This window comes from Paenisporosarcina macmurdoensis, assembly GCF_042658845.1.
Classification (GTDB): domain Bacteria; phylum Bacillota; class Bacilli; order Bacillales_A; family Planococcaceae; genus Paenisporosarcina; species Paenisporosarcina macmurdoensis.
This window is the reverse complement of sequence record NZ_JBHSRI010000002.1, coordinates 1-25,842: the sequence shown is the minus strand read 5'-3', so window position 1 is coordinate 25,842 and position 25,842 is coordinate 1. Positions and strand designations below refer to the sequence as shown.

Here is a 25,842-nt window from a genome sequence, read left to right as displayed (position 1 = left end):
TCATAAAGGGGGAATTTGGATGAAGAAGGAACAACAATTAGCTCATTCAATATTGGAGAAAGTCGGCGGTAAAGAGAATATTCTTCAACTTAACCACTGCATGACACGAGTTCGTTTGAATATTAAAGACGAAACCCTTGTTGATCTCCAAGGACTGAAGCAAATCCCTGGGGTTATGGGTGTTGTTGAAGATGATACACTTCAAATTGTCGTAGGACCTGGTACGGTGAATAAAGTTTCTGATGAAATTAGCAAAGAAACTGGGCTTCGCGTAGGAGAAGTTGCCGACAGTTCAAATTTAACAGCAGAAGATCGTCAAGCAGCTGTGAAAAAGAAAAACAGTACGCCACTTAAAAACGGTTTAAGAAGAGTCGGAAATATCTTCATCCCTCTTATTCCAGCACTAGTTGCATCAGGTATTATCAATGGTGGTGCTAACTTTGCGCGAAATGCTGGTGTTAATCCAGAAGAAACATGGATGGCGATTTTACTATTCCTTGGTGGAGGCATATTCGCTTACCTCGGCGTACTTGTTGGTTGGAACACTGCAAAAGAATTTGGTGGAACACCTGCACTCGGTGCCATCGCGGGGATCATTATTATTAACCCGGCACTTGCCACTATTACTTTATTTGGTGAACCACTTGTCCCTGGACGAGGCGGTTTAATCGCAGTCATTTTAGCTGCCTGGTTTATGGTGTATATAGAACGTTCAGCACGTAAATTTGTACCAAATTCACTTGATATTATTTTAACTCCTCTAATCACGGTATTAGTAGTAGGTTTTGCAACATTATTTATCATTCAACCAGTGGGTGGTTTGTTATCAACCGGCATCATGGAAGTAATTACTTTTGTTTTAGATATAGGTGGCGTATTCGCGGGGGCAATTCTCGCAGGATTCTTCTTACCTCTTGTTATGGTCGGACTACATCATGGTTTAACACCTATTCACATGGAATTCATCAACTCAATTGGAATCACACCTATATTAACTATTTTAGCTATGGGTGGAGCAGGTCAAGTTGGAGCTGCTATTGCAATCTTTGTAAAAACGAAAAACACTCGTTTGCGTACAACGATTAAAGGAGCGCTTCCTGTAGGATTCTTAGGAATAGGAGAACCATTATTATACGGGGTAACGTTGCCACTTGGTCGTCCCTTCATAACCGCTTGTATGGGTGCTGCTGTTGGTGGAGCGTTTCAAGCGTTGATGAATACAGCCGCAACCGGAATAGGAGTATCCGGTCTTTCACTTATTCCGTTAATCGCAGACAATAAGTACATCCTATACTTCCTAGGGCTAGTCATTGCGTATACATTTGGTTTTATTTTCACCTATCTATTTGGATTTAAAGAAGAAATGGCTGAAAACTTAGATTACTAAAATGACAGGGTAGGAGGAAACTCTTACCCTGTCATTTATCTTCAAAAGGAGGAAACCACATGATTGGTGCATCTGTATTTTTAGGGCAACAACTAGAGCATGAACAAGAAGCTTATCTCGATATCATTTCAAACTTGGGCGGAACCACGATTTTTACTTCTTTACATATTCCTGAAGATGATTCTACTTTGTATAAAAAAGCACTTCAAACATTAGGATCTCAAGTGCAGTCTCGCAGTATGAAGCTTTATGTGGATATGTCCACACATTCCATGACTTCGCTTGGATTACAGTGGGAAGATTCTCGTACGCTAGTAGATTGGGGTATTACCGGGATTCGAATGGATTATGGCATTGAATCAGCAGTAATTGCCGATATCTCAAAAAGTATGCCTGTTGCACTTAACGCTAGTACCCTAACTCCGGAATGGTTGGAAGAACTTCTTGCATTAGGACTAGTGAAAAATCACGCAGAAGTATGGCATAATTACTATCCACGTCCTGAAACAGCTTTAGATGCGGCTTGGTTTGATAAACAAAATCGTTGGTTCAAAGAGCAAGGTTTAAAGACAGTTGCGTTTATCCCAGGAGATGGCCAATTAAGAGGGCCGTTATATAAAGGTCTGCCAACACTTGAAGATCACCGCTTCTTGTCTCCTCTTGCATCGTACCTTTCGTTTGTGAACGATCATCCTGTCGATGAGATTCTCATAGGAGATCCATCCATTAGCATGTCATCTGTTAATCAATTTAAAGCGGTTCAAACGAATGAAATTCCATTGCGCTATCAGTCTTTAATAGAAGATAGTCAAACGGATAGTTTGCTTAACCTAAATCATCGCAACCGCTTTGACCCTGCCCGAGATGTCATTCGTTCAGAAGGAGCACGGCCATTTGCACAAACATTTGGAGAACCACTTCGAGCAAGGAATCAAATCGCTCGGGTAAAAGGTGCCATTACGATTGATAACGAACTTTATGGTCGCTATCAAGGGGACCTACACATTGTCAAAAATCCGTTAGCAGAAAACGAAGCAGTCAATGTGGTGGGACAAGTTATTAATGAGGATCTGCCACTACTTGAATTCATTGGAGCGGGACAGTGTTTTTCACTGACACGAGTTGAATTGTAAGCAATGAAATTGGCGGAAAGTATTTTGCCTCTATATAATTAGAGTCATTACAATAGAATTGATCACGTTCATTTAGGAGGAAGCGATGTCTATTTTTTCAGTTCTAAAACAAATAGAGCGTAACTTGGAACAATTCACACACGCCGAGAAAAAGGTCGCGAATTATGTTTTGGAAAACCCTGCCCAAGTTATGGAGATGTCGACAAAAAAACTTGCTAGTGCTTGTCAAAGTAGCGAAGCAGCAATTATGCGTTTTTGTAAACGCATCGGTATCCAAAGTTTTAAGGTAATGAAACTTGAACTTGCTAAAGAGCTTCACACAAAAGGTGTGGGGACTCCGGAAATAGTGGATTCTCCCTTTCAACTTGACGACGATCCGAAACTTATTATGCAGAAAGTCATCTTTAATTCCATTCAAGCTCTCCAAAATACAGAAAAAATGATTTCTATAAAAACGCTATCTGAATCAATCGACCAACTTCACAAGGCAGAACGTGTCTATGTATACGGTGTTGGTGGTTCAGCTGTTGTCGTCCGTGATTTTGCTCAAAAATTACTTCGCATTAACGTCAATGTCTTTCGTTCAGATGATAGTCATTTACAAATGGTTATGACCGCTAATGCGACTAAAAAAGATGTAATCTTTGTTGTGTCCACCTCAGGGAAAACTAAAGAAGTAGTCGATATGTTATCCATTGCCAAGGAGAGAAATGTTTGCTGTATTTTGCTGACTCAAAATGGTCCATCCCCTGCTCGCAGACTGGCTGACCTGGTGTTAACCATGTCTGAAGAAGAACATAATATTCGCATCGGCACAATGACCGCACGTATTGCACAACTGGCGATTATTGATGCGTTATTTGTAGGCTTATGCTCTAAACGCGGACAAGAAGTTTATGAACGTATTATTGATACACATCAAGTCGTTCAACATTTGAAAAATTAGTCTGTGTCTTTACTTTTCTTTATCGTAAGTTGCGCTAAAATGCGTAGGGAGTTAAGTGACCATGTCACTTAGCTCCCTGTTATCATGATTTATGGTATGAAGCAATGATTTTGATCGAATGCAGACAAAATTTACAGGCAATATAGAGGATATTTCTCACTTTTTTATGGTTAGTTGTAAATTTTGCTAGGTTAGTTGTAATTATTGAGCATTTAGTTGTAATTTTGAGAGCTTTAGTTGTAAAAATCACGACTTTAGTTGTAATAGTTATATTATGGAATTAAGAACGAAGGATGTCACTAATAGAAATGGCTTTTGGCGTCGGCCAAAAGCCGTAATCTAGTCTTTACTCGTGATGTTTAGCAAAGAAAAGTTTTTGAACTTCCCCACTCGCGTCGCTTGGCGGGTTTTCTAATGGGAATTTTGGTGTAAAAAAGGGAACTGCCCTTGTGACAGCCCCGTCTTTCTCACCTTTTTTCCATCAAACTATCTCTGAATTTCGCTAAGGAATTGATAACGATCTGCTCGGTAAGAACTGTGAACAATTTCAAACGGCACATCGTTTGTTAAATAACTAATCCGTTCGATGATCATGATAGCGGAAGGTACATCAATTTGAAGAAATTCTGCATCTTCTTCATTTACTAAGGCTGCTTCCATTCGCTGCATGGCATGACTAATCGTCATTTGTTCATCCTTTTCGATAAATGCGTAAAGTGATCCATTTAACGCATCTTTATCTAGTGTTGGAACTAGCTTCACAGGAAGATATGTCTTTTCAATAGCCATTGGTTTATCGTCAGCATAGCGAATTCGTTTAACAAGAAAAACCTTTTCCCCTTCACTTAACTGTAGCTTGTTTGCTACATCAAGCTCGGGAATTATTTTGTCAAAACCAACTAGGATATTGCTCGGTATCATTCCTCGAGAAAGCATGTCTTCTGTAAAGCTCGTCAGTCCACTGAGCGGCTGTTCAACTTTCGACGAAGCTACAAATGTCCCACGTCCTTTTTCCCGATAAAGTAGACCAGTATTCACCATATTCGTGATTGACTGGCGTACCGTCATGCGACTAACACCAAACATTTCCGTTAACTCACGTTCGGAAGGGATGGCTATTCCAACTGAAAATTCACCTTGGAGAATTCGAAGCTTTAAATGTTCTTCGATTTGGACATACATCGGTACTGTGGATTGTTTATCGATCAACTTCTTCACAGCCTTTCTGGTTTACCAATTTGTATGCTTCTTGGTCGACAATCAGTGTCACATCATGATGATTCCACAGATGCGATGCTGGAAACATTTCGCTAATATCTCCACTCAACAAACGCTTAACAGCTTCCGCTTTGCGCTTGCCAGATGCTAATAGAAGAATTCGTTTGCTTTTTAAAATCGATTTAATTCCCATTGTGATGGCATGGGTCGGTACTTCTTCAAGCGAACCGAAAAAATGAGTATTGTCATTTCGTGTAGATGCTGCAAGTTCGACGACATGGGTTGTACTGTTTGGATTTGACCCTGGTTCATTAAATCCGATATGACCATTCGATCCAATTCCTAGTATTTGCAGATCGATTGGGCCGATGCGATCAATTACTTGGTCGTAACGTTTGCATTCTTGTTCCATTGAAAGGGACGAACTATGTGGGATTTGGATGTGCTCCATCGAGATGTCTATGTCTTTAAATAAGTTCTCATACATAAAGGTATGGTAACTTCCTGGATGATTTTTATCCAGACCAAGATATTCATCCAAATTGAAGGATTGTACATTTTTGTAGGAAACTCCGTGCTTTTTGTGACCTTCAATTAAATTCCCGTAGAGCCCAAGTGGTGTCGAACCCGTTGCAAATCCAAGTATAGAATGATCGTTTTTATTGATTTGTTCTTCTATTATTCGTGCGGCTTTTTCACTCATCTCAGAGTAATTACTAACTAAAATCACTTTCATATGTTTTCTTCCCTTATATAAGCTATCGTGCCTCTGCAAATGGTCATTTGGACATTCCAGTTTTCATCAATGATGGTGAAATCCGCGTCTTTTCCAGCTTCGATTCTTCCTTTATTTGAAAGTCCAAGTTTTTTTGCCGCGTTTGTCGATGTCATGGCCACCAGTTCCGATAGTGTACAACCCGTTGCGGATTTCATATTTTTCGTTGCATTTTCCATTGTCAGTACACTTCCGGCGAGCGTTCCATCACCAAGGCGCGCTTCGTTATGATTCACATGGACATCTTGCCCACCTAAATCGTAGGTGCCTGGTTGGAGCCCTTTCGCACGCATTGCATCTGTGATTAAGATAACCCGTTGTGCTTTTTTTTGACGAAACGCAAGTTCAAGTGCCTTCGGATGACTATGAATGAAATCGGCAATCAATTCAACACTCAAGTTATCTTCTAACAAACTGGATCCCACTACACCAGGTTCTCTATGATGAAAGGGACTCATTTGATTGTATAAATGTGTGACATGGCGAGCACCCGCTTCAACCGCTTTACTGACGATTTCCGCTGTTGCATTCGAATGACCGATTGATACGAGAACTCCACATTTACTTAATTCTTCGATAAAGGCTAGTCCTCCCTCTGTTTCAGGAGCAATGGTGACAAGTTTAATACGGTTTCCACTTTGTTCTTGCCATTGCTCAAAAAGAGAAGTAGAGGGTTTACGAATATGTTCGATTGGTTGTGCGCCAGCTCGATCTGGAGAAATGAAAGGACCTTCCAAGTGAACGCCTAGCATTTCTGCTTGATTGTCTTTCGCTTGAAACAGACTTGCATTAACCAAAGCTTTTGAAATCGCACTTTCCGATTGTGTCATTGTCGTTGCCAAAAAACTAGTCGTCCCTTCACAAGGAAGTGCGCTTGCTAAGCCATCTAGAGCTTGCTGCGTCGCATCCATTGTATCGAAACCTGCTGCACCATGAATGTGCATCTCAATATATCCAGGAACGACAAACCACTTTCTACCTTCATCTTGAAGGTGAATATCTGCCAATCTATCTAGAGAAGCTGCAACTTCTATAATTTTGCCATCTTCTACATAAATGTCTCCGACGAAACTGTCTTTCGTTGAATCAGCAATTGTGAAATTTGAAAGCATCATTGTTTTACTCATAACGTTTCACTCCTTAGCGATTAGCGCGAATTGAAATAAACCTAGTATGATTCTTTTGATTATTGGATATTCAAAATGCCAGTCTCTCCACTTTGTTGAACTCCATTTTTTAATAAATTCACCTTTTGGGTAGTTAAGTTTGTGAAGATAATTGGGATAATCGAGGAAGGAGCATTCCCATCAATATAAGCCAAATCGATTTTCAATAATGCATCTCCACGTTTAATGAACTGACCATCTTCAGCAAGCAAGTCAAAGCCTTGTCCTTTTAGTTTCACCGTATCCACACCGACATGAATCAATATTTCGAGGCCCGTATTCGTTACTAGTCCAATCGCATGCTTTGTTGGGAAAATGCTGACGATTTGTCCGGCAATCGGAGAATAAAGCGTATTTCCTGATGGCACAATTGCAAAACCTTGACCCATCATGCCTTGTGCAAACACTTCGTCCGGAACTTCAGAAAGAGGAATGATTTTCCCGTCAATCGGCATAGCAAAATCTGTTTGTAAAAGTTCCATCGTCATAATTGATTTTTGCACTACATCTGACTCGCCATTTTTGTTCGCTGTTTGAAGCGTGTCATCTTGAGCAGACTGCCCCTTTTTCTTTAAAAAGTTAAACATCTTCCATTCACTCCTATTTTCTTATTGTTACTTTCACTATAGCTAACATTGGTATAGTTGTCTATACCAATTTAATGATTAAATAAATGAAGATGCACTTTAAATATGCTGACTTGAATAATCACGAAATCTTCCTTTCTTTGGCAATAACATCCTTCCTCAATAAAATGATTGGGTAATAATGGTTTTAATGGAATATGTGTTATAATTTTATCTATTCCAATAACGATAAGAAAATGGAGGTTTACCATGAAAAACTGGAAAAAGACAGTTGTCGCATCCGCCTTGGCGCTATCGCTTAGTCTCCCCTTGTCAGTAAATGCCGCAGAAACCTTCCCGGACGTTGGTTCAGCTTTTAAAGATGAAATCTCGTATTTGTCATCTCGGGATATTATCCAAGGCTTAACTAACGGAACATTTGGTGTAGATGAACCCGTTACTCGCCTTCAAACCGTTATTATGTTGATTCGCGAGCTTCGCGTCATACTTGGGAATGACCCTGATCCCGGATTTACTGATATGAAAAAAGGGCATGCTTATTATTCATATGTAGCAAAATTAGTTGATATGGGTGTTATCCAAGGTAAAATTGCTAAAGATGGATCGCGCTACTTCGATGCAAATGGAAATTTGACAAGAGGTGAAATGGCGATCATTTTGACTAAAGCCTACGACATTCCGCTTTATCGAATCGATTATAATTTCAAAGATGTACCTGCTACCATGTCGAACCAAAAAAATATTAGTGCATTAGCCAACGCTGGGATAACAGTGGGATATCCTAACAAAACTTTCAAGCCCTATTCAGCCATCACACGCCAGGAATTCGCCGGGCTCTATGCACGTACATTAGACAGGGATTTTAATAAATACAATTTACAATTCATACCCGAGGATTATTTAGAAATGCCAAGACCTAAAACTGTCTGGCTCACTGAGCAACAAGGGGATGAACAAGAACAACTACTACTACAAAAAATCAATGATTACCGTACCGAGAATGGCGTCCATAAGTTAACCATAAACAATCGGCTAGAAGAGATGGCCACACTCATAAACCGTATAGGAACCCAATTTATTCCAATTGGTAATTATTCCACAACAGATTCTATACTATACGAGCAATTATTTGGTGAAAAATTAGCTGTTCCAATTGATGCATTTGCTGCGCTAGGTCCTTTGGATGAAGCCTTTGATTCATCAGTTTTTTCCTTTTCACCAAACCTACTGAACGCGGAACAGTATCAAATTAGCATTGAATTTGGTCAGTATATAGATGGGTCGGAAGGCTGGACAATTATGCTCACACCTTCCTTTTAATTAATTACAAAGACTTCGGGTATTGCACCGGAGTCTTTATTTTTTATTTCCTTTTTTTGAAACGCAAGAAATAACTTCTTTCCCTATACATAGAACTAGCGACCGAAGAACTTTACAACAATAGCTGATTATGACTTTCTGTGGGTGACACCCTACATATAAGAAAAAGAGGAGCGAGTGACATCGTCACTTGCTCCTCCGTTCTCCCTATATAGTTAATTATTTCCACTTGCCAGTATATCTCCCAACGTTTTAACAAATAAATCCACTTCTTCAATCGAAGCAGTTAATGGTGGCAGGATGCGCAAGACATGTTTTCCGGCTGTGAGTGTCAGCACCTTTTCAGCCAGTAACTGTTTAACTACATCAAGTGCACTTCCTTCGAAAACGACGCCTAGTAATAAGCCCAAACCTCGGACTTCTTTAATTTGAGGATATTCTTTTTGTAAGTCTTCCAATTTCCCGAATAAATAGATGCCAAGTTGTTGAGCATCTTTGGGGATTTCATTTTCGACTAAATATTGGACAGTGGCAAGTCCAGCGCTGGTTGCTAAAGGATTTCCGCCAAATGTGCTACCGTGACTTCCAGGTTCAAAAGCTTTAGCCACTTCATTTGACGCGATCAGTGCGCCAATCGGAAAGCCAGAGCCAAGTCCTTTTGCAAGTGACACTATATCGGGGACAATATTATATTGTTGATACGCAAATAATGTGCCCGTTCTGCCCATGCCCGTCTGTATTTCATCGAGCATTAATAATAAATCGTTCTTCTTACATAATTCCGCAAGCTTCAATACCCATTCCTTATTTGCCGGAATGACCCCGCCTTCTCCTTGGACGAGTTCTAGCAATACTCCGCACGCATCCATATTTTCCAACTCTTTTAATGCTTCAAAGCTGTTAAATTCCAGATGCTGAAAGCCCTCTACTAAAGGAGCAAAACCTTGTTGCAGTTTTTCTTGGCCAGTTGCAGATAAGGCAGCTAGCGTTCGCCCATGAAAGGATTGCTTAAAGGTAATGATTTTCCGGCTATCTTTGCCGCTCATTTCTGCATGCTTACGTGCTAATTTAATCAAAGCTTCATTGGCTTCTGTTCCGCTGTTGCAGAAAAAAACCTGTCCGTCAAAGCTGTTTTCTATTAACAGCTGGGCGAGTTTTTCCTGAGAAGGGATATGATAGAGGTTTGAGCAATGCCACAATAATGACAGCTGTTCCTGCACCTTTTCATGTACATAATCTGGAACATGACCTAAATTACAAGTAGCGATTCCAGAGGTAAAATCCAAGTATTTGTCTTCTTTATCATCCCATATATAACTGCCCTTCCCTTTCACCATCGTGACCGGAAATCTAGCATATGTTTTCATCACCGAAGTTTGATCAACCGTAACATTCATTTGATTAGACATGGAGCAGCTCCTCTTTTATGTATAGTTTGGTACCAATGACTTCTTCATTACAATAAAGGGTTAATCCATTCTTTTGTCGACCGTCCATGATGACGACTTCCTTCACGTCTTTATTAAGGGCATCCTTCACAGCGTTCACTTTCGGAATCATTCCGCCAGTGATTGACCCGTTGTCGATGAGGACATCAAGCTCGACGGTGGTTAACGTGGGTATGGTTTGTTTTTCACCGTTTATTTCTTCGTAAATACCAGGGATGTCACTCATTAATACCAATGGACATTTTAACTTTCCTGCAATGGCGGCCGCAGCTGTATCGGCATTGATATTGTATCTTTGCCAACTTTCGTCCATTCCAAGTGGCGATACTACTGGGATATAGTTCAAGTCGCATAGCTGTTTGAGCCATGTGTCATTTACTGATTTCACATTTCCCACAAAACCTAGATTTACATCGGCCTGTTGTGCTTCTAATAGCCAGCCATCTATCCCACTGACTCCAACCGCTTGCCCGCCGGCCTGTAAAATCCTACGAGTGATTGATTTATTCATGTATCCACTAAGTGCCATTTCAATCACATCCAACATTTCATCTGTAGTCACCCTCAACCCCTCCACAAAAACAGTAGGAATTTTTAATTGATCAAGCAGACTGGTAATTAATTTGCCACCACCGTGGACGATAATCGGCATGTACTTCCCAGAGGCTCGTATGTCACACAACTCTTGATAAAAGGATGCGGGAACCTCATCGATCACGCTCCCACCACACTTTATGACTAGATATTCCATTTGAATGCCTCCTTTTTAAGTTCGATACGATGCATTAATTCGAACATAGTCATACGTTAAATCGCAGCCCCATGCAATTGCGCTTTCATCTCCCTCTTGTAAATCGACCATAATGTTAATATGCTCGTTTTGAAGATACTGTTTTGCTAGTTCTTCGCTAAAATCTTGAGGTAAGCCGTTTTCAACTACTGTTATTGGACCAATTTTAACCGTAACTTTTAATGGATCAATCATTTTCCCGCTATAACCGACTGCGCAAATGATTCTTCCCCAGTTCGCGTCTGTTCCGAAGATTGCTGTTTTCACTAGACTTGAGCCAACGATCGTCTTACTGATCACTTCTGCCGTTTCTTTTTCAAGAGCACCCGTAACCTCAACCTCGATTAGCTTTGTGGCTCCTTCTCCGTCACGCGCGATTTTTTTGGCAAGTTCCTCACAGACCATTTTCAAGGCTGAAATGAAAACATTCCATTGTGGATGAGCTGGGGATAATTCATAATTCTCTGCCAGACCATTCGCTAAAATCAACACCATGTCATTCGTACTCGTATCGCCATCTACGGTAATCATGTTAAAGCTTTGATTCGTGATTTCTTTCAAAGCTGTCTGTAAAGCATCCGGTGCAATTGCTGCGTCAGTCGTAACAAAACCAAGCATCGTCGCCATATTTGGGTGAATCATGCCAGACCCTTTTGCAGCTCCACCAATCACCACCTTTTTCCCGTCAATTTCTAAGCTAACAGCGAGATGTTTTACCGTAGTATCGGTTGTTAAAATGGCTTGCTCAAAATGACCCTCTTGGCTGTTCGTTACGTCTATTTCCTTAATCCCGTTATGGATTTTGTCGATTGGTAATTGTTGGCCAATCACACCTGTTGAAGTGACCGCAACATAATGTTGTGGAATTCCGAGTGATAAAGAAAAGTGGTCTCTCATTTCAAGAGCATTTTTCATTCCTTCCTCTCCGGTGCATGCGTTGGCATTACCAGAATTCACAAGGATGGCCTGAATTTTATGTTCAACCGCAATGCTTTCTTTTGTCACAGTCAAAGGGGCAGCCTGGAATAAATTGGTCGTGTAAACGCCTGCGGTAATTGCAGGTACTTCCGAGTAAATCCAGCCTAGATCCAGTGCTTTTCTTCTGAGTCCGCAATGCAGACCCCCTGCTTTGAATCCCATTGGCGATGAAATGGATCCCTCTTCTATTGTTTTCAGTTTAAGATTTTTATGAATAAGCGTCTGCTCCATTGTTTTGCCTCCTTATGGATAAAGTGGTGATAACTCTAATCCGGTTGTTTCCGTCCAGCCCATCATGATGTTCACATTTTGCACAGCTTGACCCGCCGCACCTTTCATTACATTGTCAATCACAGAAACGATGATTAATTGATTCGTTCGAACATCTAGCGCGAACCCAATATCACAGTAGTTGGAACCATACACTTCCTTCGTCGATGGGTAAGTCCCGTCAGTTCGGATTCGCACAAACGGACGATTTCGATAAAATTCTTTATACATCGAAACGACCATCTCCAGCGTTACCGTTTCAGTTAATTTCATATAAATCGTACATAGGATTCCCCGCGTCATGGGTACCAGATGTGAGCTAAATGTTAATTGAATAGGTTTGCTGACGATGTCAGACAGCACCTGCTCCATTTCTGGAATATGCTGATGCTTGCCAAGCTTATATGCTTTTACATTTTCATTCGTTTCGGAAAAATGAGTACCGAGTGATACTCCTCGACCAGCTCCAGACACCCCTGTCTTGCCATCAATGATGATGGAGTTCTCGTCGATCCAGCCTGTCTTAACTATTGGGATCATCGCTAGCAAAGATGCCGTCGGAAAACAGCCTGGATTTGCAATCAACTGTGCTCCTTCGATTACCTTTTCATTCATTTCACTCAGTCCATACACGGCTTTATTCAAATAGTCTTGTGAAGCGGAAGGATGCATATACCATTGCTCATATACAGCTGGTGATGTAAGCCGGAAATCTCCCGACAAATCAATGCACTTGATTCCTTTTTCAATAAGTTGCGGAATATATTCCTTACTGACTCCAGAAGGTGTTGCGAAAAAGACGATGTCTGCTCCGTCCTCTAAATTCTCCATATTCATCGCTGCGAGAACAGGCAAGTTCGCACCTGACAAATGAGGATAAACATCTTTTACGTCTTTCCCGGCATAAGAGTTCGATACGACAGAATGAATATTTATGTAAGGATGATTATTTAGTATTCGCATGAGTTCTAAACCACCATACCCTGTAGCACCTACTATAGTAGCTTTCAATTCACCAACTCCCATTTCCAATAAATTCTAATGTTCATTATTATACACATAAACGAATTTATATTCAATGGCAGAAAAAGTTTTTTTCACAGTAGGAATATAAAAAAGCGATATGCCGTTAAGGGCATTCGCTTTTTGTGATAAAGAAATATGTTTAGTCACGATATATTGCTGGCTAGTCACGATATAACTCTTATTAGTCCGATATCCAGCCCACAATTCACGATATATCCTTGTCTAGTCTCGAAATACTGCTGCCAAGTCACGATATCGCCATTAGAAAGAACGGCCATTGATCAAAAAAGCCCTTGCCGCCTCGATGACGTGAGTCATTAGGAAGCAAGGGCACTTTTTATTTATTCGCCTAAATAAATACGTTCTAACGCAGTATATTCTATGGCTGAGTTATTCATTTTTAATTTAGTGAAGGCATATAGTTCACCTGTCTCTTCTACGTAGAAGAGGTGATCAATTTTCCCATATGTCTCCATTGAATAAACCGGTTCTAGTAATTCATAGTCGTAGGCAATAATTTCATTTGAACGATCAGCCAAGAACATTCCATTGCCAGCCAAATCGAAAGTTATGGTTGAGAACGGAGTTGCTAATTGTCCAAGTGGCGACAAATCACTTGATTTCTGGCTACTTGATGTATATATGGTTCCATTTCCATTGAAGATATACTTGCCGTCTGGAGTAAATTGAATATATCCTCGTAATTCATTTCCAAAGAAGCGAGGTTCCATCACGTCCTTCGTGATTTTCCCATCAAGCAACGTGTATGACTCTATTTTCCCCGTATAGTGGTGAGTATCTACCGAGTATACTTTATTGATGGTAGGTGACAATTCAATCAACTTACGATCATTAATAAAGGCAGATGATAATTCTTCAGACGTTTTCCAGTTGTATGTTTGGACTTCTGTATGTTGACCAGAACCCGAAGAAATGATTAGAGTTTCTGAATCATCGACAGCAATGTCATAAGGATCGATATTCACGTTCACTTCTTTTAATAAAGTAAGATCATTCGCATCATAGACATTAATAAGTCCTTTTTGCATGTCGATAAAGTTATATGAACTTCTTCCTTGAAGGAGTTGCGTGACAAAAATCTTGCCGTTTTTGATGATAAGTTTTTCAGCAGGATATTTAAGGTCAACAAACTGTTCTTCGTATGTTTCTAAATTCAACATAACAAGAGAATTTGATAGCGCATCAATAAAGTAAATAATAGGCTTATCCGGATTCTTCACAACATCAACGATATTTGCTTCTGCTGTCATATCAACAAGAGAATCTTTTACCAGCGGAGATGAAGGTTGGAATTCAGGATTAAGAATACGTGCTAAAAATGCTGAGAATTGTGCACGGTCAATCGGATTTTTGGGGCGGAAAGTTTGATCATCATAGCCAACTGTAATATTGTTTGCAGCTAATGACGAGATGTATGGGTATGCCCATGACTTAGTTGAAACATCTTTGAATCCTGGTGGAAATAAACCGCCCATTTCAAAGGCATTTACTAGAATTGTTGCCATTTCTGCTCGCGTTATGTTTCCTGCAGGATCGAATTGCTCTGGGCTTTTCCCATTAATGATACCTAAGCTAACTGCATAGGCAATTTCTTTATAGCCAAATGTTGTTGTGCTTACATCTAAAAATCCTGGGTTTTCCACTGGCGTTTCAGGCATGCCAATTGCACGCATAATCATGACAACTGCTTGCGCACGCGTAAGTTTAACTGACGGACGAAATGTCCCATCTTTAAATCCACTTATTACTTTTTGTTCGGTTAAATAATCTATTTCCTTTTTAAAACTTGTAACATCAGGAAAACCCGCTGCTTGTGCCTTCCCTGTAGGAAGTGACACTATAGATAAACTTACGATCAAAGCCATTACTAATTTTATTAACTTGTTCACTGAAACAAACTCCCTCTCTCTTAAACTCAATTAATTATAGGTAAAATTTATTTCATTTTCTTGTATCCATTAGCCTATTTTTAGTAATATTTATGTCAATTTTCGACACAAATAAACTATGATGTTCAAACCTTTACTTTGGCAGCGTTTTTACTCAACTACTCACCACAGCAACGTGACATTTGGCTGACCAAATGTCACCATTTCAAGCACGTTCAATTGTGCTGATTTTGTGTAGTCACGATATAGTGATGACTACTCACGATATCGTGCAGTCTAGTCACGATATAATTCTCACTACTCACGATAAACCCCCGCGCTTCTTGCTCAACTGCTCACCACAGCAACGTGACATTTGGCTGGCCAAATGTCACCATTTCAAGCATGTTCAATTGTGCTGATTTTGTGTAGTCACGATATCCTGCTCACTACTCACGATATATCCCTAACTACTCACGATATCCACAATAAAAAACACATCCAATCAAAATGATTGGATGTGTTAAATTTTATACTAATTGTCCCACTTCCTGCAGCATCGTCCCTTGTTGCTTAAGGTTCGTGTGCCAAAGGAAAGCTTTTTCTAGTACGTGGGGGGTCTGCCCGCCACGTCCCAACGCTTCCGTGTAATATTCCCACATCTGTGCTCGATAGGTCGGGTGCACACAGTTTTCAATAATTAACGGTACTCGTTCTCGTGGAGCTAAGCCGCGAAGATCGGCATAACCTTGCTCAGTGACAACGATGTCAACGTCGTGTTCCGTATGGTCAACATGTGATACAAACGGCACGACACTTGAAATCTTACCACCTTTTGCAATTGATTTTGTGACAAAAATCGCAAGACGTGCGTTCCGAGCAAAGTCGCCGGAGCCACCGATGCCGTTCATCATGTTGGTCCCTGACACGTGAGTGGAGTTAACATTTCCATAGATGTCGAACTCAAGTGCCGTATTAATAGAAATCAATCCGAGGCGACGTATAATTTCAGGGTGATTGGAAATTTCTTGAGGACGCATAATAATTTTGTCACGATATTTCTCAAAATTACCGAACACCTGGTCCATCTTATCCTCTGACAATGTAATGGAACAACATGAAGCAGACCTTACTTTTCCAGCATCAATCAAGTCGAATACTGAATCCTGTAACACTTCCGAGTAAATATCGAGATCCGTGAATTCCGAATCAACCATTCCGTGTAGCACGGCATTAGCAACTGAGCCAATTCCTGATTGTAGTGGAGCTAGCTTTTCAGTCAGTCTCCCTTGACGAATTTCCAAACGAAGAAAGTCTAATAAATGGTCAGCCATTTGTTTAGTTTCAGCGTCTGGAGCCACAATTGTAGACGGTGAGTCCAATTGGTTAGTAAACACGATGCCTTTAATTTTTGCAGGATCAACTTTTATTCCTGTTGTCCCAATACGATCGTCTGGTTTCGTTAATGGGATAGGTTGGCGTTCACCTTGCTTGCCAGTATCATAAATATCATGTAGACCTTCAAGGATTTCTGGCTGCGCCATGTTTATTTCCACTATGATGTGCTTGGCATGTTCCGCGAAAATTGCTGAATTCCCAACTGAAGTCGTTGGAATAATAAAGCCATCTTCAGATATTGAAACCGCTTCCAATATAGCGAAGTCAATCGGACCAATTACTTCAGCACGAATAAGTTCCGCTGTATGGGACAAATGTTGGTCAACAAACAGCATATCGCCATTATTTATTTTGCTACGCATCACTGGATCTGCTTGGAATGGCAGTCGTTTTCCGACAATACCCGCTTCAGCAAACGCTGTGTCGACATCTGACCCAAGAGAGGCTCCTGTATAAATATTTACTTTAAATGTTTCAGTTTCGGCACGCTTGATTAGCGCAAAAGGAACCGCTTTCGCATCGCCCGCTTTTGTGAAGCCGCTTAAACCAAGTGTCATTCCGTCATTAATCCACGACGCTGCTTCCTCTGGCGTTACAACGAGACTTTTTAACTTCGGATGCTTGATTCGTTTCATTTTTGTTTCCATGCGCTCAACCTCTATTTCATAACTTTTTAATAATTCTAACAAAAATAGATGGTAATGAGCGTTTCAAGGAACAGAACAGGGATTTACCCGCTGAAACAGGTAAACCCCTAGCTGAAACAGTCTATTAGAAATCAAGCAATTTCCGGAAATAACTAGCGTACGATTGACTCACAGGAATTTTAGTGCCGTCACTCATCAACAGCAAAAGAGTTGAATGCGTATCTGGAAAGACTTCACGTATATGGTGCACATTGACGATAAACGATCGATGGCAGCGAACGAACAACTCTCGCGGCAATACATATTCAAAAGACTGAAGAGAATTACGATGTGAACCCGAAACCCCATTAGCCTCAACATGCGTTTTCTTCCCACGCACTTCCAAATACTTCACGTCAGTAAAGGGTACAGGCATCCAGCCGTCTTGAGTTTTCACCATTACCACAGACTTACCTTCCGTGAATGAAGGATAAATGGCTGTCACACTGCCAACGATTTTCCCATCCCGGTGAAAAGGAATGGCCATGCCATGGTAAGGAACAGCAAATACATCACGGTTGATGAAGTCAGATACCTTATGTCCAGAGCTTAACGCCTTGTGAGCAAGTGATCCTGATTTCACCAAATCGCCCGCCTTTATTTTCAAATCCACTCGGACGCTTGGACGGTAATACACATATCGTTCATCGTCTGATAGAGCGATCGAGATTTCATCCGAAAACAACTCCCCAATCACATCAAGCATTTCATAATCTTGAAATTCCTTCATCTAACAAAAGCACCTCTTCCGTAACAAACAATCTCTTTCTTCTATTATAACGGACAAAGGGATGGAAAGGATAAGCTTGCCTAGAGTGTCAGCTATATTGGGCGAATTTGTGGTGACTTTGATTAGTTATCAATATTTATTTCACTAGTCACGATATCTTTCTCACTAGTCACGATATACTGCTCTCTCTAGTAACAATAAACTGCTGTCTATTTACGATATACACATCAAATTGAACTATGCCTCTATGACGTTAACAAGGACGCAATGGCACGATTTACAATGAAATATAGAAGAAGTTCAAAACCTTTATTACTGATTTTGGCTGTAGCCAAAATCCTTTTCTGTGGGTGACACCTTCATTCGCATTTTTTTAACCCATCCGTAACCGAAGAATAAAAATCGATTTTAAATACTTTTATTAATAATGACTTTACCAAATGTTTATCTTATCTCTCTAAACGAAATGTGTATCGGGGGATAAATATAATAAATTAACCATTTATAGAAATAGTACTATAGTAAATACATCCATTCTAAATTAAAAAAGCGACCGAAAATGCATATTCGGTCACTACTTTTACATTATTATTCTATTTTCTCAACTTCGCTGCAATGTTGTCCATCGTTAAATTCAAATCTATCGATGACAAACAACTAGAGTAATTCACTCAGCAACCAATAAATCAGTTTGGCTTCATCCTTACTTCCAGATTGAAGGTTAAGTGTTCTTGGAAATGCTCCAGGGTGCTTTCCTTCTGCTAACATAGCATTTACATGTTTATTTAAGTTTTCTCCATATTTCGAGTCGGCACTGTTACTCGCTAAATCTGATTCACTTCGATCAATAGCCCTTTCAATATAATAAAAAATAGCTTGATGATCGTCTGAATCCATTTCGTTCAAAACTCGTTCCGCTTCTACAGATAATCCTAAATCTACATAAGCAGCCGCCATCAACCAGCGAACGCCCTGATGATCATCTGAATTTACCTCAAGGATATGATGAAAGTTCTCCACGGCTTCTTTATGTCTTTTTTCTGTCATAAGCCATGCTCCATAGCTAAAAAGAGCCCGTAAATAGGGTCGGTTTAGGACATTTTGCCATGCTTGTTCGATAGAAAGCTCAGCCATTTTGAGGGAGGCAATGATTCCTTTCAAGTAATGATTTTCTTGCTCTACTTTATTTGTACACTGTTGTGCCAATAACAGGTGCACGTCCGCATTATTAGGTTGAATGGCTGCCGCTTCATTAGTAAGTTGTATACGTAATTCTTCAGTTTCAGCTTCATACGCTTTATAGCAAAGTAACTGTGCTTGCTCATCTTCATTTATAGGTTCGTATTCTTCATCCATTTTTTCTTTCATATGCGCATTTAAGGTTTCAATCGTATCAAAAGACTGCTGTTTAGACCGCATGACCATTTCCCACATAAATCTTTCCGTAGCCCGTGGGTCAGCCCCCATATCAGTTGATAGTACCTGGAACGATTGTTGTTCAGAGTCTTCCTTGTTTACCTGAGCCATGGTGGCCATCATAAAATCTCCCACTTGTTCTCGGTACTTAGAGACGGTAGCACTCGACACATTGAAGTATTCGCCGACTTCTTTTAATGTGGAATAACTAGAACCGATTAGTTGAAAATCATGCGCAACTTGAATCATACCTGCCGCTACTGCACTTGGTTTCTTCGCTTTGACTTCGTTTTTCAACAAAAATGCCGATAGCATAGGTAGCACAATCTGTTCCTCGTAACTATGGTCTGCCAAATATTGCTGAGTCAAGTCCACCACTTGTTGTTGAAAAGGAGTAAGGTCAAATACGTGTTCCATTTGAACAAACAGTCGATAAATATTCAATACATCCATATCAGGTGATTTCATGATGGCACGAATTTGGCCAACTAAACCTGTGGAATCGTCTGGAATGAAAATGATGCCGTCTGTTCCGGCAAGGCCAAAATCTCCATGTCGTGCATCAGGCAGGACGATTCCTAGCATCCATTCTCCAATATGAGACTCCGTTATTTTTCCAGGAATTGAATACGTGATATCCTTCAGGTCATCTTTTACGATGAGCTCAGTCTCTAACTCTTGTGTTATTTGACCGAACAAAAGAAACGGTTGTTGCCATGACGTTAGCACGTCAATGACTTGTTTCCGTGGATGTTTCGAAATTTGTTTTTTTAAATAGTTTGTCCATAATTCATTTCGATCCAAATAATAATAGCTATCCAGTGCTAATACGTCGATTAATTCTTCTTCAAAGAGGTCTCTAAGTTCCGAATGCCACTGACGTGTGCGTATATCCAATTCCCCATATTCACGAGGACTTAGTCCATTTTCTATAAAGCCATTCGAAATTCGTGCAAGTTCTCCATTGATAACTGATGACAATTCGACAACATTGTTCTTGCCACAACATTTTTTGTATTTCTTCCCGCTCCCGCAAGTACAAGGGTCATTACGTCCTACCAAAGCACTTCACCTGCTTCCATTAACATCCTAGTAAAAGCGTACCATGTTTGAATGTATTTGGACAAATGGTTGGAACAGGGGAACTTCTTTGATCTGAGAGTTCCAGAAAGTCTACTGGGTCAATGACGCACTCTAATAGTACTGAAATTAAAGAATGAAAAAGAGTATCAAAGTGACACTTCGATACTCTCTTGGTTGAATTTCATCTTACTAAAGGTTGTTTCTTCCCACTATGCCTAACATTACTTCCGCTGCTCAAAATCTGCTTCAATATCTGCTTTCCACGAGCGATCCAGTTTATTGCCCATCCGGAAAGAACCGACGGTTTCATTCAACACTTTATAATTGAGTTGGGTGCCTTCAGTGTCGGCATGGTATTTTACTGCGAAGTCTTCATCGATTCCGAATTTTTCTGCTGTGGACACTGCATCAATGTTAGCCCCTAAAAACACAAACTCCCAGTTGTAAGTGTCTTTCTGATGCGCAATCATCGACTTTATTTTTTTGTAATCGTATTCATAGCTGGCGTTTTCATGTCCATCTGTGGTGATGATAAACATGACTTTTCCTGCACGTTCTTCTTCACTTGTTCTTTTTTGAGCATTGCCGATCTTTTGGATGGTCGAACCGATCGCATCAAGTAAGGCAGTTGTGCCACTCACTTCGTATTCCTTATCCGTAATCGGCGCGATACCTTTAATTGAAATCCGGTCATGCAGCAACTCATAGTCATGATTGAACAGGACCGTCGTGACCCGCGCATCACCCTGTTCTTTTTTCTGCTTAGTGATCAAGGCATTGAATCCACCAATTGTATCGCTCTCAAGCCCTGCCATAGAACCGCTTTTATCTAGAATAAAAACCAACTCAGTACTTTTCGAATTCATTTTATTTTCCTCCTTAAGTTTTCTAGGATAACTACCCTTTACAACTTAAGAATAAGCTTTTTCTAAAACAAAAAGGTCGCTTCTAAAGCGACAATTAAGCTCCGAGCAACAACTGGTCAAAAGCAAACAACGCTTCGTTTATTTCATAAATATTGTAGTTCTCTTCTTTAATGAAGTACTGAATGATGACATCAAATTTACTGCTTTGTGACAAAGTATAGCCAGCCTTCTCCAGTAAATCCTTCGTTTCATCCAAATCCAATTCCAAAGCAATGGCAAAAGCGATAGCTGTTTTTTTCAGCGGTGTGTAATCGGGTGAATTGCGGATTTTTGAAAAAAGGCGGCGATCAAGATTCGCTTTTTTATAGGTTGCTACATCCGTCATCCCTTTTTCATCAATATAGTAAAACAGTCTCTCTGAAAAGGATTCATCAATCTGTCCCAATACATCCACTAAACTTTTTCTCTTTATTTCATGTAACGACTCTTCCTCGAAATGATACTGAGATTGTATCTCTTGTTGAAGCTCCGCCCGGTTTCGCGAGTAATTCAAGTTATGTTCTTCGACATAATTCTCGTCGATATACTGATGAATGGAATTGAATAGTTTTTCACTGAAGCCGAATGATTGTTTATCAAAAACAACCAGGTAAACCAACATCTCATGGTCCATTAAAAATTCATGGATGGCAGAAATCGCTACTTGCAAGGCCTGCTCTTTCGGATACCCATAAACGCCAGACGAAATGAGTGGGAACGCTATTGACTCACAGTTAAGAGATGTAGCTGTTTCCAACGAATGTACATAACAGGAATGAAGAAGCTTTTCCTCGTCATGGCTACCACCTCGCCAAATTGGACCAACTGTATGGATAATGGTTTTCGCCTGTAACTGGAAGCCATCTGTCCAAACAGACTCTCCAACTTCGCAATGACCAATTTCATTGCATGCCTCCTGCAACTCAAGTGCTCCAGCGGCTCTGAAAATCGCCCCGCAAACACCTCCACCCATATGAAGTTCTGAGTTTGCCGCATTGACGATTGCATCTACATCCATTTTTGTTATGTCGTTTCTGACGATTTCTAAAGGCATGATTAGGGGCTCCTTCTATGAAACTATGTTATACCAATGGGATACTAGATTTTATTTGATCGACAATCCAATATTCATTTCGCCTTCTTCAATCGTTATGCTCTTAATCGAACCAATAGGAACCTTCTTTAAAGTTGGGTGTCCGTTTAGATCAATATGCACTAGATTCGCAGCATATTGAAGATAAGGAGGACGGTTTAATACTTTCTGCTTCAACTTCTCTGCGTTCAGTGGTTTGAACTCAACAATTTGAAAAGTTGCAACACGACCGTTAACTGCCTCGGGTTTCAGAGTCATGCTAAACTTGACCGGTATGCCTAATTTAGATATTTGTCCTTTAATTTTCAATGTGTCGTCGTCTGAAAATTGAACTGTAAAACCTTTCATATTCGATGGCATTTTCTCAACCATCCAACTTTCTAACTGCTCTTCTTTTAAACGAACTTCAAGCCCATGTTTCGTCATGTGTAATTTATCAAGATTTAATGACTCCGCAATATTGGGGATTTTTGAAAACAAATTCATTATGTTTCTCCTCTGTAATTTCTATTTTTTAAGTAATTACAATCTGAAACATGATATGTACACTTATCTTAAATAGTACTAACTTCTTCACCGTCATTGGTTTTTGTTCCGTAAAACAGTAATAAACCCATCCAATATGTCATGGCTTTCTAAAAAACCTTTACGTTTATAGAATTCCAAGGCGCTGTCATTGCCATTTGAGACAAAGATAAAATAATCATCTACATCTTCAAATTGCTCCAACCACTCCATCGACATAGTGAAAAGCTTCGAACCAATCCCATATTGTCTGTAGTCTTCTTTAATATAAAATTGAGATAAACAACCGACATTATTTTTGCTAACGGAAGACATGTCAAAAAAAGTGGCAAAATCACTTGAATAGGTTTCTTTTGGTGAGATATTTGAATATACATAACCTACTATTTCTTCATCATCTTTAACGACCACAGTATAATTATTTAGTGCGTTTTTTATGGAAGGAATCATCCGTGTGTCAAAGTTCATGTTGTCAAACAGTTCCGGTTTTATGTGTGATTTCGACTTTTGAAAGGCCATGAGTTCATTGCACATATCCCTACAGCATTCAATCTTTTCATCCGTTATCACTTCATACTGTATATTCATATACTTCATTCCTTTATTATTTATTGCTCATCTTCACCAAGTACCTTCTTCTCCGTCATAAACGATTTTTTTGCTCGAAGAAGTTGTCCTTTTTTATACGGCGGATCATAAACAAATACTTTGAATAAAGTGTGATCAATCGAATCGATAAATTGTTGATCGACATGAGTGAAATCTTGGAGCTTTTGTACTCCTTCGATGGATCTATCAAAAATATAAACCACTTCATTACATCGTTGTAAATAGCTCGCTGTTCCAAGTGAATCTTCGTTTAACCCCATGATAATATGAATATTAATCTGCATTATATTTTCTCTCCTTTAAAGCATATACACAATCATCTCTCTTCAGTTTAATCTATTCTGTAAATATATGTAGGAATTCAGCTAAATTAAATACTTTTGCTAAAACCTTCTTGTGAAATGGATAAATATTCTAGTCCATTACATACAAATAGCGTCCGAAATGAAGCTTTCGAACGCTGCTAGATTCCCGGTTAGTTACCTATAGACGCAACAAAAATGACATACAGAAAACACCTCAAAACTTAGGTGCACCTCTGTATGTCATTCTTGGATAATTTCTTAACTCTCTATTAAAAAGTAAATGTAAGTTTATATTGGTTCTTCAATAATATATACTGCTTTAATTAAAAGTCTGATATCACTCAGTATCAGTTCTTTTATAAAAGAAATATCGCAGTTGTAATAATCTTGTTCTAATCGTCTGATTTCATGAAGAATAAGTTTCATAGGTGAAACGTCCTCCTTCTTTTTTTACATCTATTTCTTTCTATTTACCTCATCTCCCATAAACTTAAACCATTTGACCCGAAGTTAATTAAAAAGACAACTTTATTACTAGTAAATAGTGATTTCGTTTTAAAAATTTCTTGATTTTTAATAGAAATTAATGAAAAAAAGGAGCAAAGTGATTAAATCTCACATTGCTCCTTTCTATAGGTTTGCGATTTATTATTTAACTAACAAGCCTCTAGCTTCTCTGAATTCTGTAATATGCTTATCAAGAATATGACCTTTATCGATGACAATTGCGTTACGAACCATATCCGACCAAGTGCCTTCAGAGAGCATATCTACCATTCCACAAAACTCTTCGCTCAAAACTTTTGTAACGGTATGAGGGAACATGGCAGGCGTATTATCCACCGTGTAATGGACAACTCCGTCAACCGTATAGACTGGATCGTCGATGCTTGAAGGACGTGAAGTCTCAATTTCTAAATTAGGATCACAACTTACATCTACGATCATCGCGCCTTTTTTCAGATTTTTCAAATCTTCTTTATAGATGATTCTATCTGTTCTGCTAGTATCCCACATGACACAGTTAACTAGAACATCATAGTCATTCATATTTTTTCTGAATAGAGATTCCAATTTTCTACCGTAAACGTCAACATCTGCGCCTAATCCGTGGAGAATTCGTAGAGCGCCTTTTGCAGTATGGCCATTCCCTAGAATCGCAACTTTGGTTTCATACGGCATCTTGCCACAGTATTGATATGCTTGGATAATAGCAGCTTCCCCAGCTATTTCTCTATTGCGATAGAAGATATATCTTCCGCCATCAAACATTTCTTCCCAAGCAATTACTGTATGATTTCCTGCTAGTACTGCATCTGTGAATTTAATGTCCTGAACTGCATGTGCCCAGCCGATCAACAGTTTACCAGGTGGCAACTTATCAAAATAATCAGCATCGCCTAATTTAACATCGACAATTGCGTCACATTCTAATACACGATCTCTAGAAACGATATGAACGCCATGATTTTTATATTCTTCATCAGAATAGCCTAAATCAGTACCATATCCTTCTTCAAAGTATAATTGTGCAACCGCTTTTATTTTCGGTAAGTCTTTTGGTAGTATCGCTCTTCTTTTCTCATTGTTCTTATGGCTTATGACAAATCCAATTGTGTAAATAGTAGAACCTCCAGGTAGTAATATTTTTATATCTATATAGAAGTAATCGGACCAGCGGAAAAAATTAATAGATGTAGTTTCATATAACAGAATCTAGTTCTCTAAATTCAGACTACTCTTTATCTTACCATATACCGCATAGAATAGGCGGATTATGTATGCAGACTAGCGTAACCGCTAAACGAAATCGAACAAACTCCGCCAATTTCTGGCATGTTTTTGAATAATAATAGAGAAAACTAGCCCTACTCCAAAAATGACAATATGCCACTCAAATCCAACTCTGGTCAGTGGAATTAGTGTCTTCCTCAGAAGGAATGGTGTCCGTCTCCAAGCGAATGGACAGAAAGAACACGCGAGTGGACGAAATCCCAAGTTGAATGGACAATAAATCATATTGAGTGGACAACAGTGAGCGTCAAATAGTGCACACATTCTAATAGAAGAAGATTCATGAGATACTCCTCCCAGATTTGATTTTCTGGGGGGATTTTATTTGAAAAGAAAAGAAAAAGAACAAGTTTGGTTAGAAAAGA

Annotated in this window: 22 protein-coding genes; 4 read left to right on the top strand and 18 right to left on the bottom strand. The window is 39.6% G+C overall.

The window, feature by feature from the left end; all coding sequences use genetic code 11:
* Window positions 1-19: 19 nt before the first annotated feature.
* From ACFPYN_RS00120 to ACFPYN_RS00110, 3 genes are all read left to right on the top strand, one after another.
* Window positions 20-1,387: a PTS transporter subunit EIIC gene (locus ACFPYN_RS00120; RefSeq protein WP_377731835.1), complete on the top strand. Its 1,368-nt coding sequence runs from the start codon at window positions 20-22 to the stop codon at window positions 1,385-1,387.
* A gap of 59 nt (window positions 1,388-1,446) precedes the next feature.
* The gene (locus ACFPYN_RS00115) at window positions 1,447-2,520 is read left to right on the top strand and encodes a MupG family TIM beta-alpha barrel fold protein (protein WP_377731834.1); all 1,074 of its coding nucleotides are present in this window, start codon (window positions 1,447-1,449) and stop codon (window positions 2,518-2,520) included.
* A gap of 85 nt (window positions 2,521-2,605) precedes the next feature.
* Entirely contained in the window at window positions 2,606-3,466 is an 861-nt protein-coding gene (locus tag ACFPYN_RS00110) for a MurR/RpiR family transcriptional regulator (protein ID WP_377731833.1), read from the top strand.
* 486 nt (window positions 3,467-3,952) lie between these two features.
* On the opposite strand, the gene ACFPYN_RS00105 is transcribed toward ACFPYN_RS00110, so the two are convergent.
* From ACFPYN_RS00105 to ACFPYN_RS00090, 4 genes are read right to left on the bottom strand one after another with little or no spacing between them, the layout of a single operon-like run.
* A complete protein-coding gene (locus ACFPYN_RS00105; protein ID WP_377731832.1) occupies window positions 3,953-4,675 on the bottom strand; it encodes a GntR family transcriptional regulator in 723 nt (240 codons plus the stop codon).
* Window positions 4,665-5,420, bottom strand: coding sequence for a glucosamine-6-phosphate deaminase (gene nagB / locus ACFPYN_RS00100; RefSeq protein WP_377731831.1), 756 nt, complete (start codon window positions 5,418-5,420; stop codon window positions 4,665-4,667). Before nagB ends, ACFPYN_RS00105 begins: the two co-directional genes overlap by 11 nt.
* Complete coding sequence (gene nagA / locus ACFPYN_RS00095) at window positions 5,417-6,586, bottom strand: N-acetylglucosamine-6-phosphate deacetylase (protein WP_377731830.1); 1,170 nt, start codon at window positions 6,584-6,586, stop codon at window positions 5,417-5,419. Before nagA ends, nagB begins: the two co-directional genes overlap by 4 nt.
* 59 nt (window positions 6,587-6,645) lie before the next feature.
* Window positions 6,646-7,212 carry a PTS sugar transporter subunit IIA gene (locus tag ACFPYN_RS00090; protein ID WP_377731829.1) on the bottom strand — a complete coding sequence of 189 codons (567 nt, stop codon included), beginning with the start codon at window positions 7,210-7,212 and terminating at the stop codon, window positions 6,646-6,648.
* A gap of 249 nt (window positions 7,213-7,461) precedes the next feature.
* Between ACFPYN_RS00090 and ACFPYN_RS00085 the strand changes: the two genes are divergently transcribed.
* On the top strand, window positions 7,462-8,532 hold the full coding sequence (locus ACFPYN_RS00085) for an S-layer homology domain-containing protein (RefSeq protein ID WP_377731828.1): 1,071 nt from the start codon (window positions 7,462-7,464) through the stop codon (window positions 8,530-8,532).
* A gap of 215 nt (window positions 8,533-8,747) precedes the next feature.
* Here the strand turns inward: ACFPYN_RS00085 and ACFPYN_RS00080 are convergent, their stop codons facing one another.
* The 14 genes from ACFPYN_RS00080 to ACFPYN_RS00015 all read right to left on the bottom strand — a co-directional run bounded on the left by ACFPYN_RS00080 (window position 8,748) and on the right by ACFPYN_RS00015 (window position 25,285).
* Complete coding sequence (locus tag ACFPYN_RS00080; protein WP_377731827.1) at window positions 8,748-9,941, bottom strand: aspartate aminotransferase family protein; 1,194 nt, start codon at window positions 9,939-9,941, stop codon at window positions 8,748-8,750.
* Window positions 9,934-10,731, bottom strand: coding sequence for an acetylglutamate kinase (argB, locus tag ACFPYN_RS00075; RefSeq protein ID WP_377731826.1), 798 nt, complete (start codon window positions 10,729-10,731; stop codon window positions 9,934-9,936). Before argB ends, ACFPYN_RS00080 begins: the two co-directional genes overlap by 8 nt.
* Before the next feature lie 15 nt (window positions 10,732-10,746).
* Window positions 10,747-11,979, bottom strand: coding sequence for a bifunctional ornithine acetyltransferase/N-acetylglutamate synthase (gene argJ, locus ACFPYN_RS00070; RefSeq protein WP_377731825.1), 1,233 nt, complete (start codon window positions 11,977-11,979; stop codon window positions 10,747-10,749).
* A gap of 12 nt (window positions 11,980-11,991) precedes the next feature.
* On the bottom strand, window positions 11,992-13,029 hold the full coding sequence (gene argC / locus ACFPYN_RS00065; protein ID WP_377731824.1) for an N-acetyl-gamma-glutamyl-phosphate reductase: 1,038 nt from the start codon (window positions 13,027-13,029) through the stop codon (window positions 11,992-11,994).
* 356 nt (window positions 13,030-13,385) lie between these two features.
* Window positions 13,386-14,954 (bottom strand): S-layer homology domain-containing protein, encoded by a 1,569-nt coding sequence (locus ACFPYN_RS00060; RefSeq protein WP_377731823.1) that lies wholly within the window; start codon window positions 14,952-14,954, stop codon window positions 13,386-13,388.
* A gap of 509 nt (window positions 14,955-15,463) precedes the next feature.
* A complete protein-coding gene (locus ACFPYN_RS00055) occupies window positions 15,464-16,978 on the bottom strand; it encodes an acetyl-CoA hydrolase/transferase family protein (protein ID WP_377731822.1) in 1,515 nt (504 codons plus the stop codon).
* A gap of 124 nt (window positions 16,979-17,102) precedes the next feature.
* Window positions 17,103-17,747 (bottom strand): LytTR family transcriptional regulator DNA-binding domain-containing protein, encoded by a 645-nt coding sequence (locus ACFPYN_RS00050; RefSeq protein ID WP_377731821.1) that lies wholly within the window; start codon window positions 17,745-17,747, stop codon window positions 17,103-17,105.
* A 657-nt stretch (window positions 17,748-18,404) separates the two neighbouring features.
* The gene (locus tag ACFPYN_RS00045; protein ID WP_377731820.1) at window positions 18,405-20,225 is read right to left on the bottom strand and encodes a tetratricopeptide repeat protein; all 1,821 of its coding nucleotides are present in this window, start codon (window positions 20,223-20,225) and stop codon (window positions 18,405-18,407) included.
* Between the two features lie 242 nt (window positions 20,226-20,467).
* Window positions 20,468-21,112 (bottom strand): vWA domain-containing protein, encoded by a 645-nt coding sequence (locus ACFPYN_RS00040; protein ID WP_377731819.1) that lies wholly within the window; start codon window positions 21,110-21,112, stop codon window positions 20,468-20,470.
* 94 nt (window positions 21,113-21,206) lie between these two features.
* Window positions 21,207-22,205: a macro domain-containing protein gene (locus tag ACFPYN_RS00035; RefSeq protein WP_377731818.1), complete on the bottom strand. Its 999-nt coding sequence runs from the start codon at window positions 22,203-22,205 to the stop codon at window positions 21,207-21,209.
* Between the two features lie 51 nt (window positions 22,206-22,256).
* Window positions 22,257-22,730, bottom strand: a complete 474-nt coding sequence (locus tag ACFPYN_RS00030; RefSeq protein WP_377731817.1) for a hypothetical protein — start codon at window positions 22,728-22,730, stop codon at window positions 22,257-22,259.
* 93 nt (window positions 22,731-22,823) lie between these two features.
* Entirely contained in the window at window positions 22,824-23,357 is a 534-nt protein-coding gene (locus ACFPYN_RS00025; RefSeq protein ID WP_377731816.1) for a GNAT family N-acetyltransferase, read from the bottom strand.
* A 20-nt stretch (window positions 23,358-23,377) separates the two neighbouring features.
* Complete coding sequence (locus tag ACFPYN_RS00020; RefSeq protein WP_377731815.1) at window positions 23,378-23,662, bottom strand: hypothetical protein; 285 nt, start codon at window positions 23,660-23,662, stop codon at window positions 23,378-23,380.
* A 669-nt stretch (window positions 23,663-24,331) separates the two neighbouring features.
* Entirely contained in the window at window positions 24,332-25,285 is a 954-nt protein-coding gene (locus tag ACFPYN_RS00015) for a N(5)-(carboxyethyl)ornithine synthase (protein WP_377732619.1), read from the bottom strand.
* Window positions 25,286-25,842: the final 557 nt, after the last annotated feature.

Bases quoted from the DNA above. Each gene is read 5' to 3' on its own strand.
- ACFPYN_RS00120 (WP_377731835.1), top strand. From the start codon at position 20: ATGAAGAAGGAACAACAATTAGCTCATTCAATATTGGAGAAAGTCGGC.
- ACFPYN_RS00115 (WP_377731834.1), top strand. From the start codon at position 1,447: ATGATTGGTGCATCTGTATTTTTAGGGCAACAACTAGAGCATGAACAA.
- ACFPYN_RS00110 (WP_377731833.1), top strand. From the start codon at position 2,606: ATGTCTATTTTTTCAGTTCTAAAACAAATAGAGCGTAACTTGGAACAA.
- nagB (WP_377731831.1), bottom strand. From the start codon at position 5,420: ATGAAAGTGATTTTAGTTAGTAATTACTCTGAGATGAGTGAAAAAGCC.
- nagA (WP_377731830.1), bottom strand. From the start codon at position 6,586: ATGAGTAAAACAATGATGCTTTCAAATTTCACAATTGCTGATTCAACG.
- ACFPYN_RS00090 (WP_377731829.1), bottom strand. From the start codon at position 7,212: ATGTTTAACTTTTTAAAGAAAAAGGGGCAGTCTGCTCAAGATGACACG.
- ACFPYN_RS00085 (WP_377731828.1), top strand. From the start codon at position 7,462: ATGAAAAACTGGAAAAAGACAGTTGTCGCATCCGCCTTGGCGCTATCG.
- ACFPYN_RS00080 (WP_377731827.1), bottom strand. From the start codon at position 9,941: ATGTCTAATCAAATGAATGTTACGGTTGATCAAACTTCGGTGATGAAA.
- argB (WP_377731826.1), bottom strand. From the start codon at position 10,731: ATGGAATATCTAGTCATAAAGTGTGGTGGGAGCGTGATCGATGAGGTT.
- argJ (WP_377731825.1), bottom strand. From the start codon at position 11,979: ATGGAGCAGACGCTTATTCATAAAAATCTTAAACTGAAAACAATAGAA.
- ACFPYN_RS00055 (WP_377731822.1), bottom strand. From the start codon at position 16,978: ATGGAAACAAAAATGAAACGAATCAAGCATCCGAAGTTAAAAAGTCTC.
- ACFPYN_RS00050 (WP_377731821.1), bottom strand. From the start codon at position 17,747: ATGAAGGAATTTCAAGATTATGAAATGCTTGATGTGATTGGGGAGTTG.
- ACFPYN_RS00040 (WP_377731819.1), bottom strand. From the start codon at position 21,112: ATGAATTCGAAAAGTACTGAGTTGGTTTTTATTCTAGATAAAAGCGGT.
- ACFPYN_RS00035 (WP_377731818.1), bottom strand. From the start codon at position 22,205: ATGCCTTTAGAAATCGTCAGAAACGACATAACAAAAATGGATGTAGAT.
- ACFPYN_RS00030 (WP_377731817.1), bottom strand. From the start codon at position 22,730: ATGAATTTGTTTTCAAAAATCCCCAATATTGCGGAGTCATTAAATCTT.
- ACFPYN_RS00025 (WP_377731816.1), bottom strand. From the start codon at position 23,357: ATGAATATACAGTATGAAGTGATAACGGATGAAAAGATTGAATGCTGT.
- ACFPYN_RS00020 (WP_377731815.1), bottom strand. From the start codon at position 23,662: ATGCAGATTAATATTCATATTATCATGGGGTTAAACGAAGATTCACTT.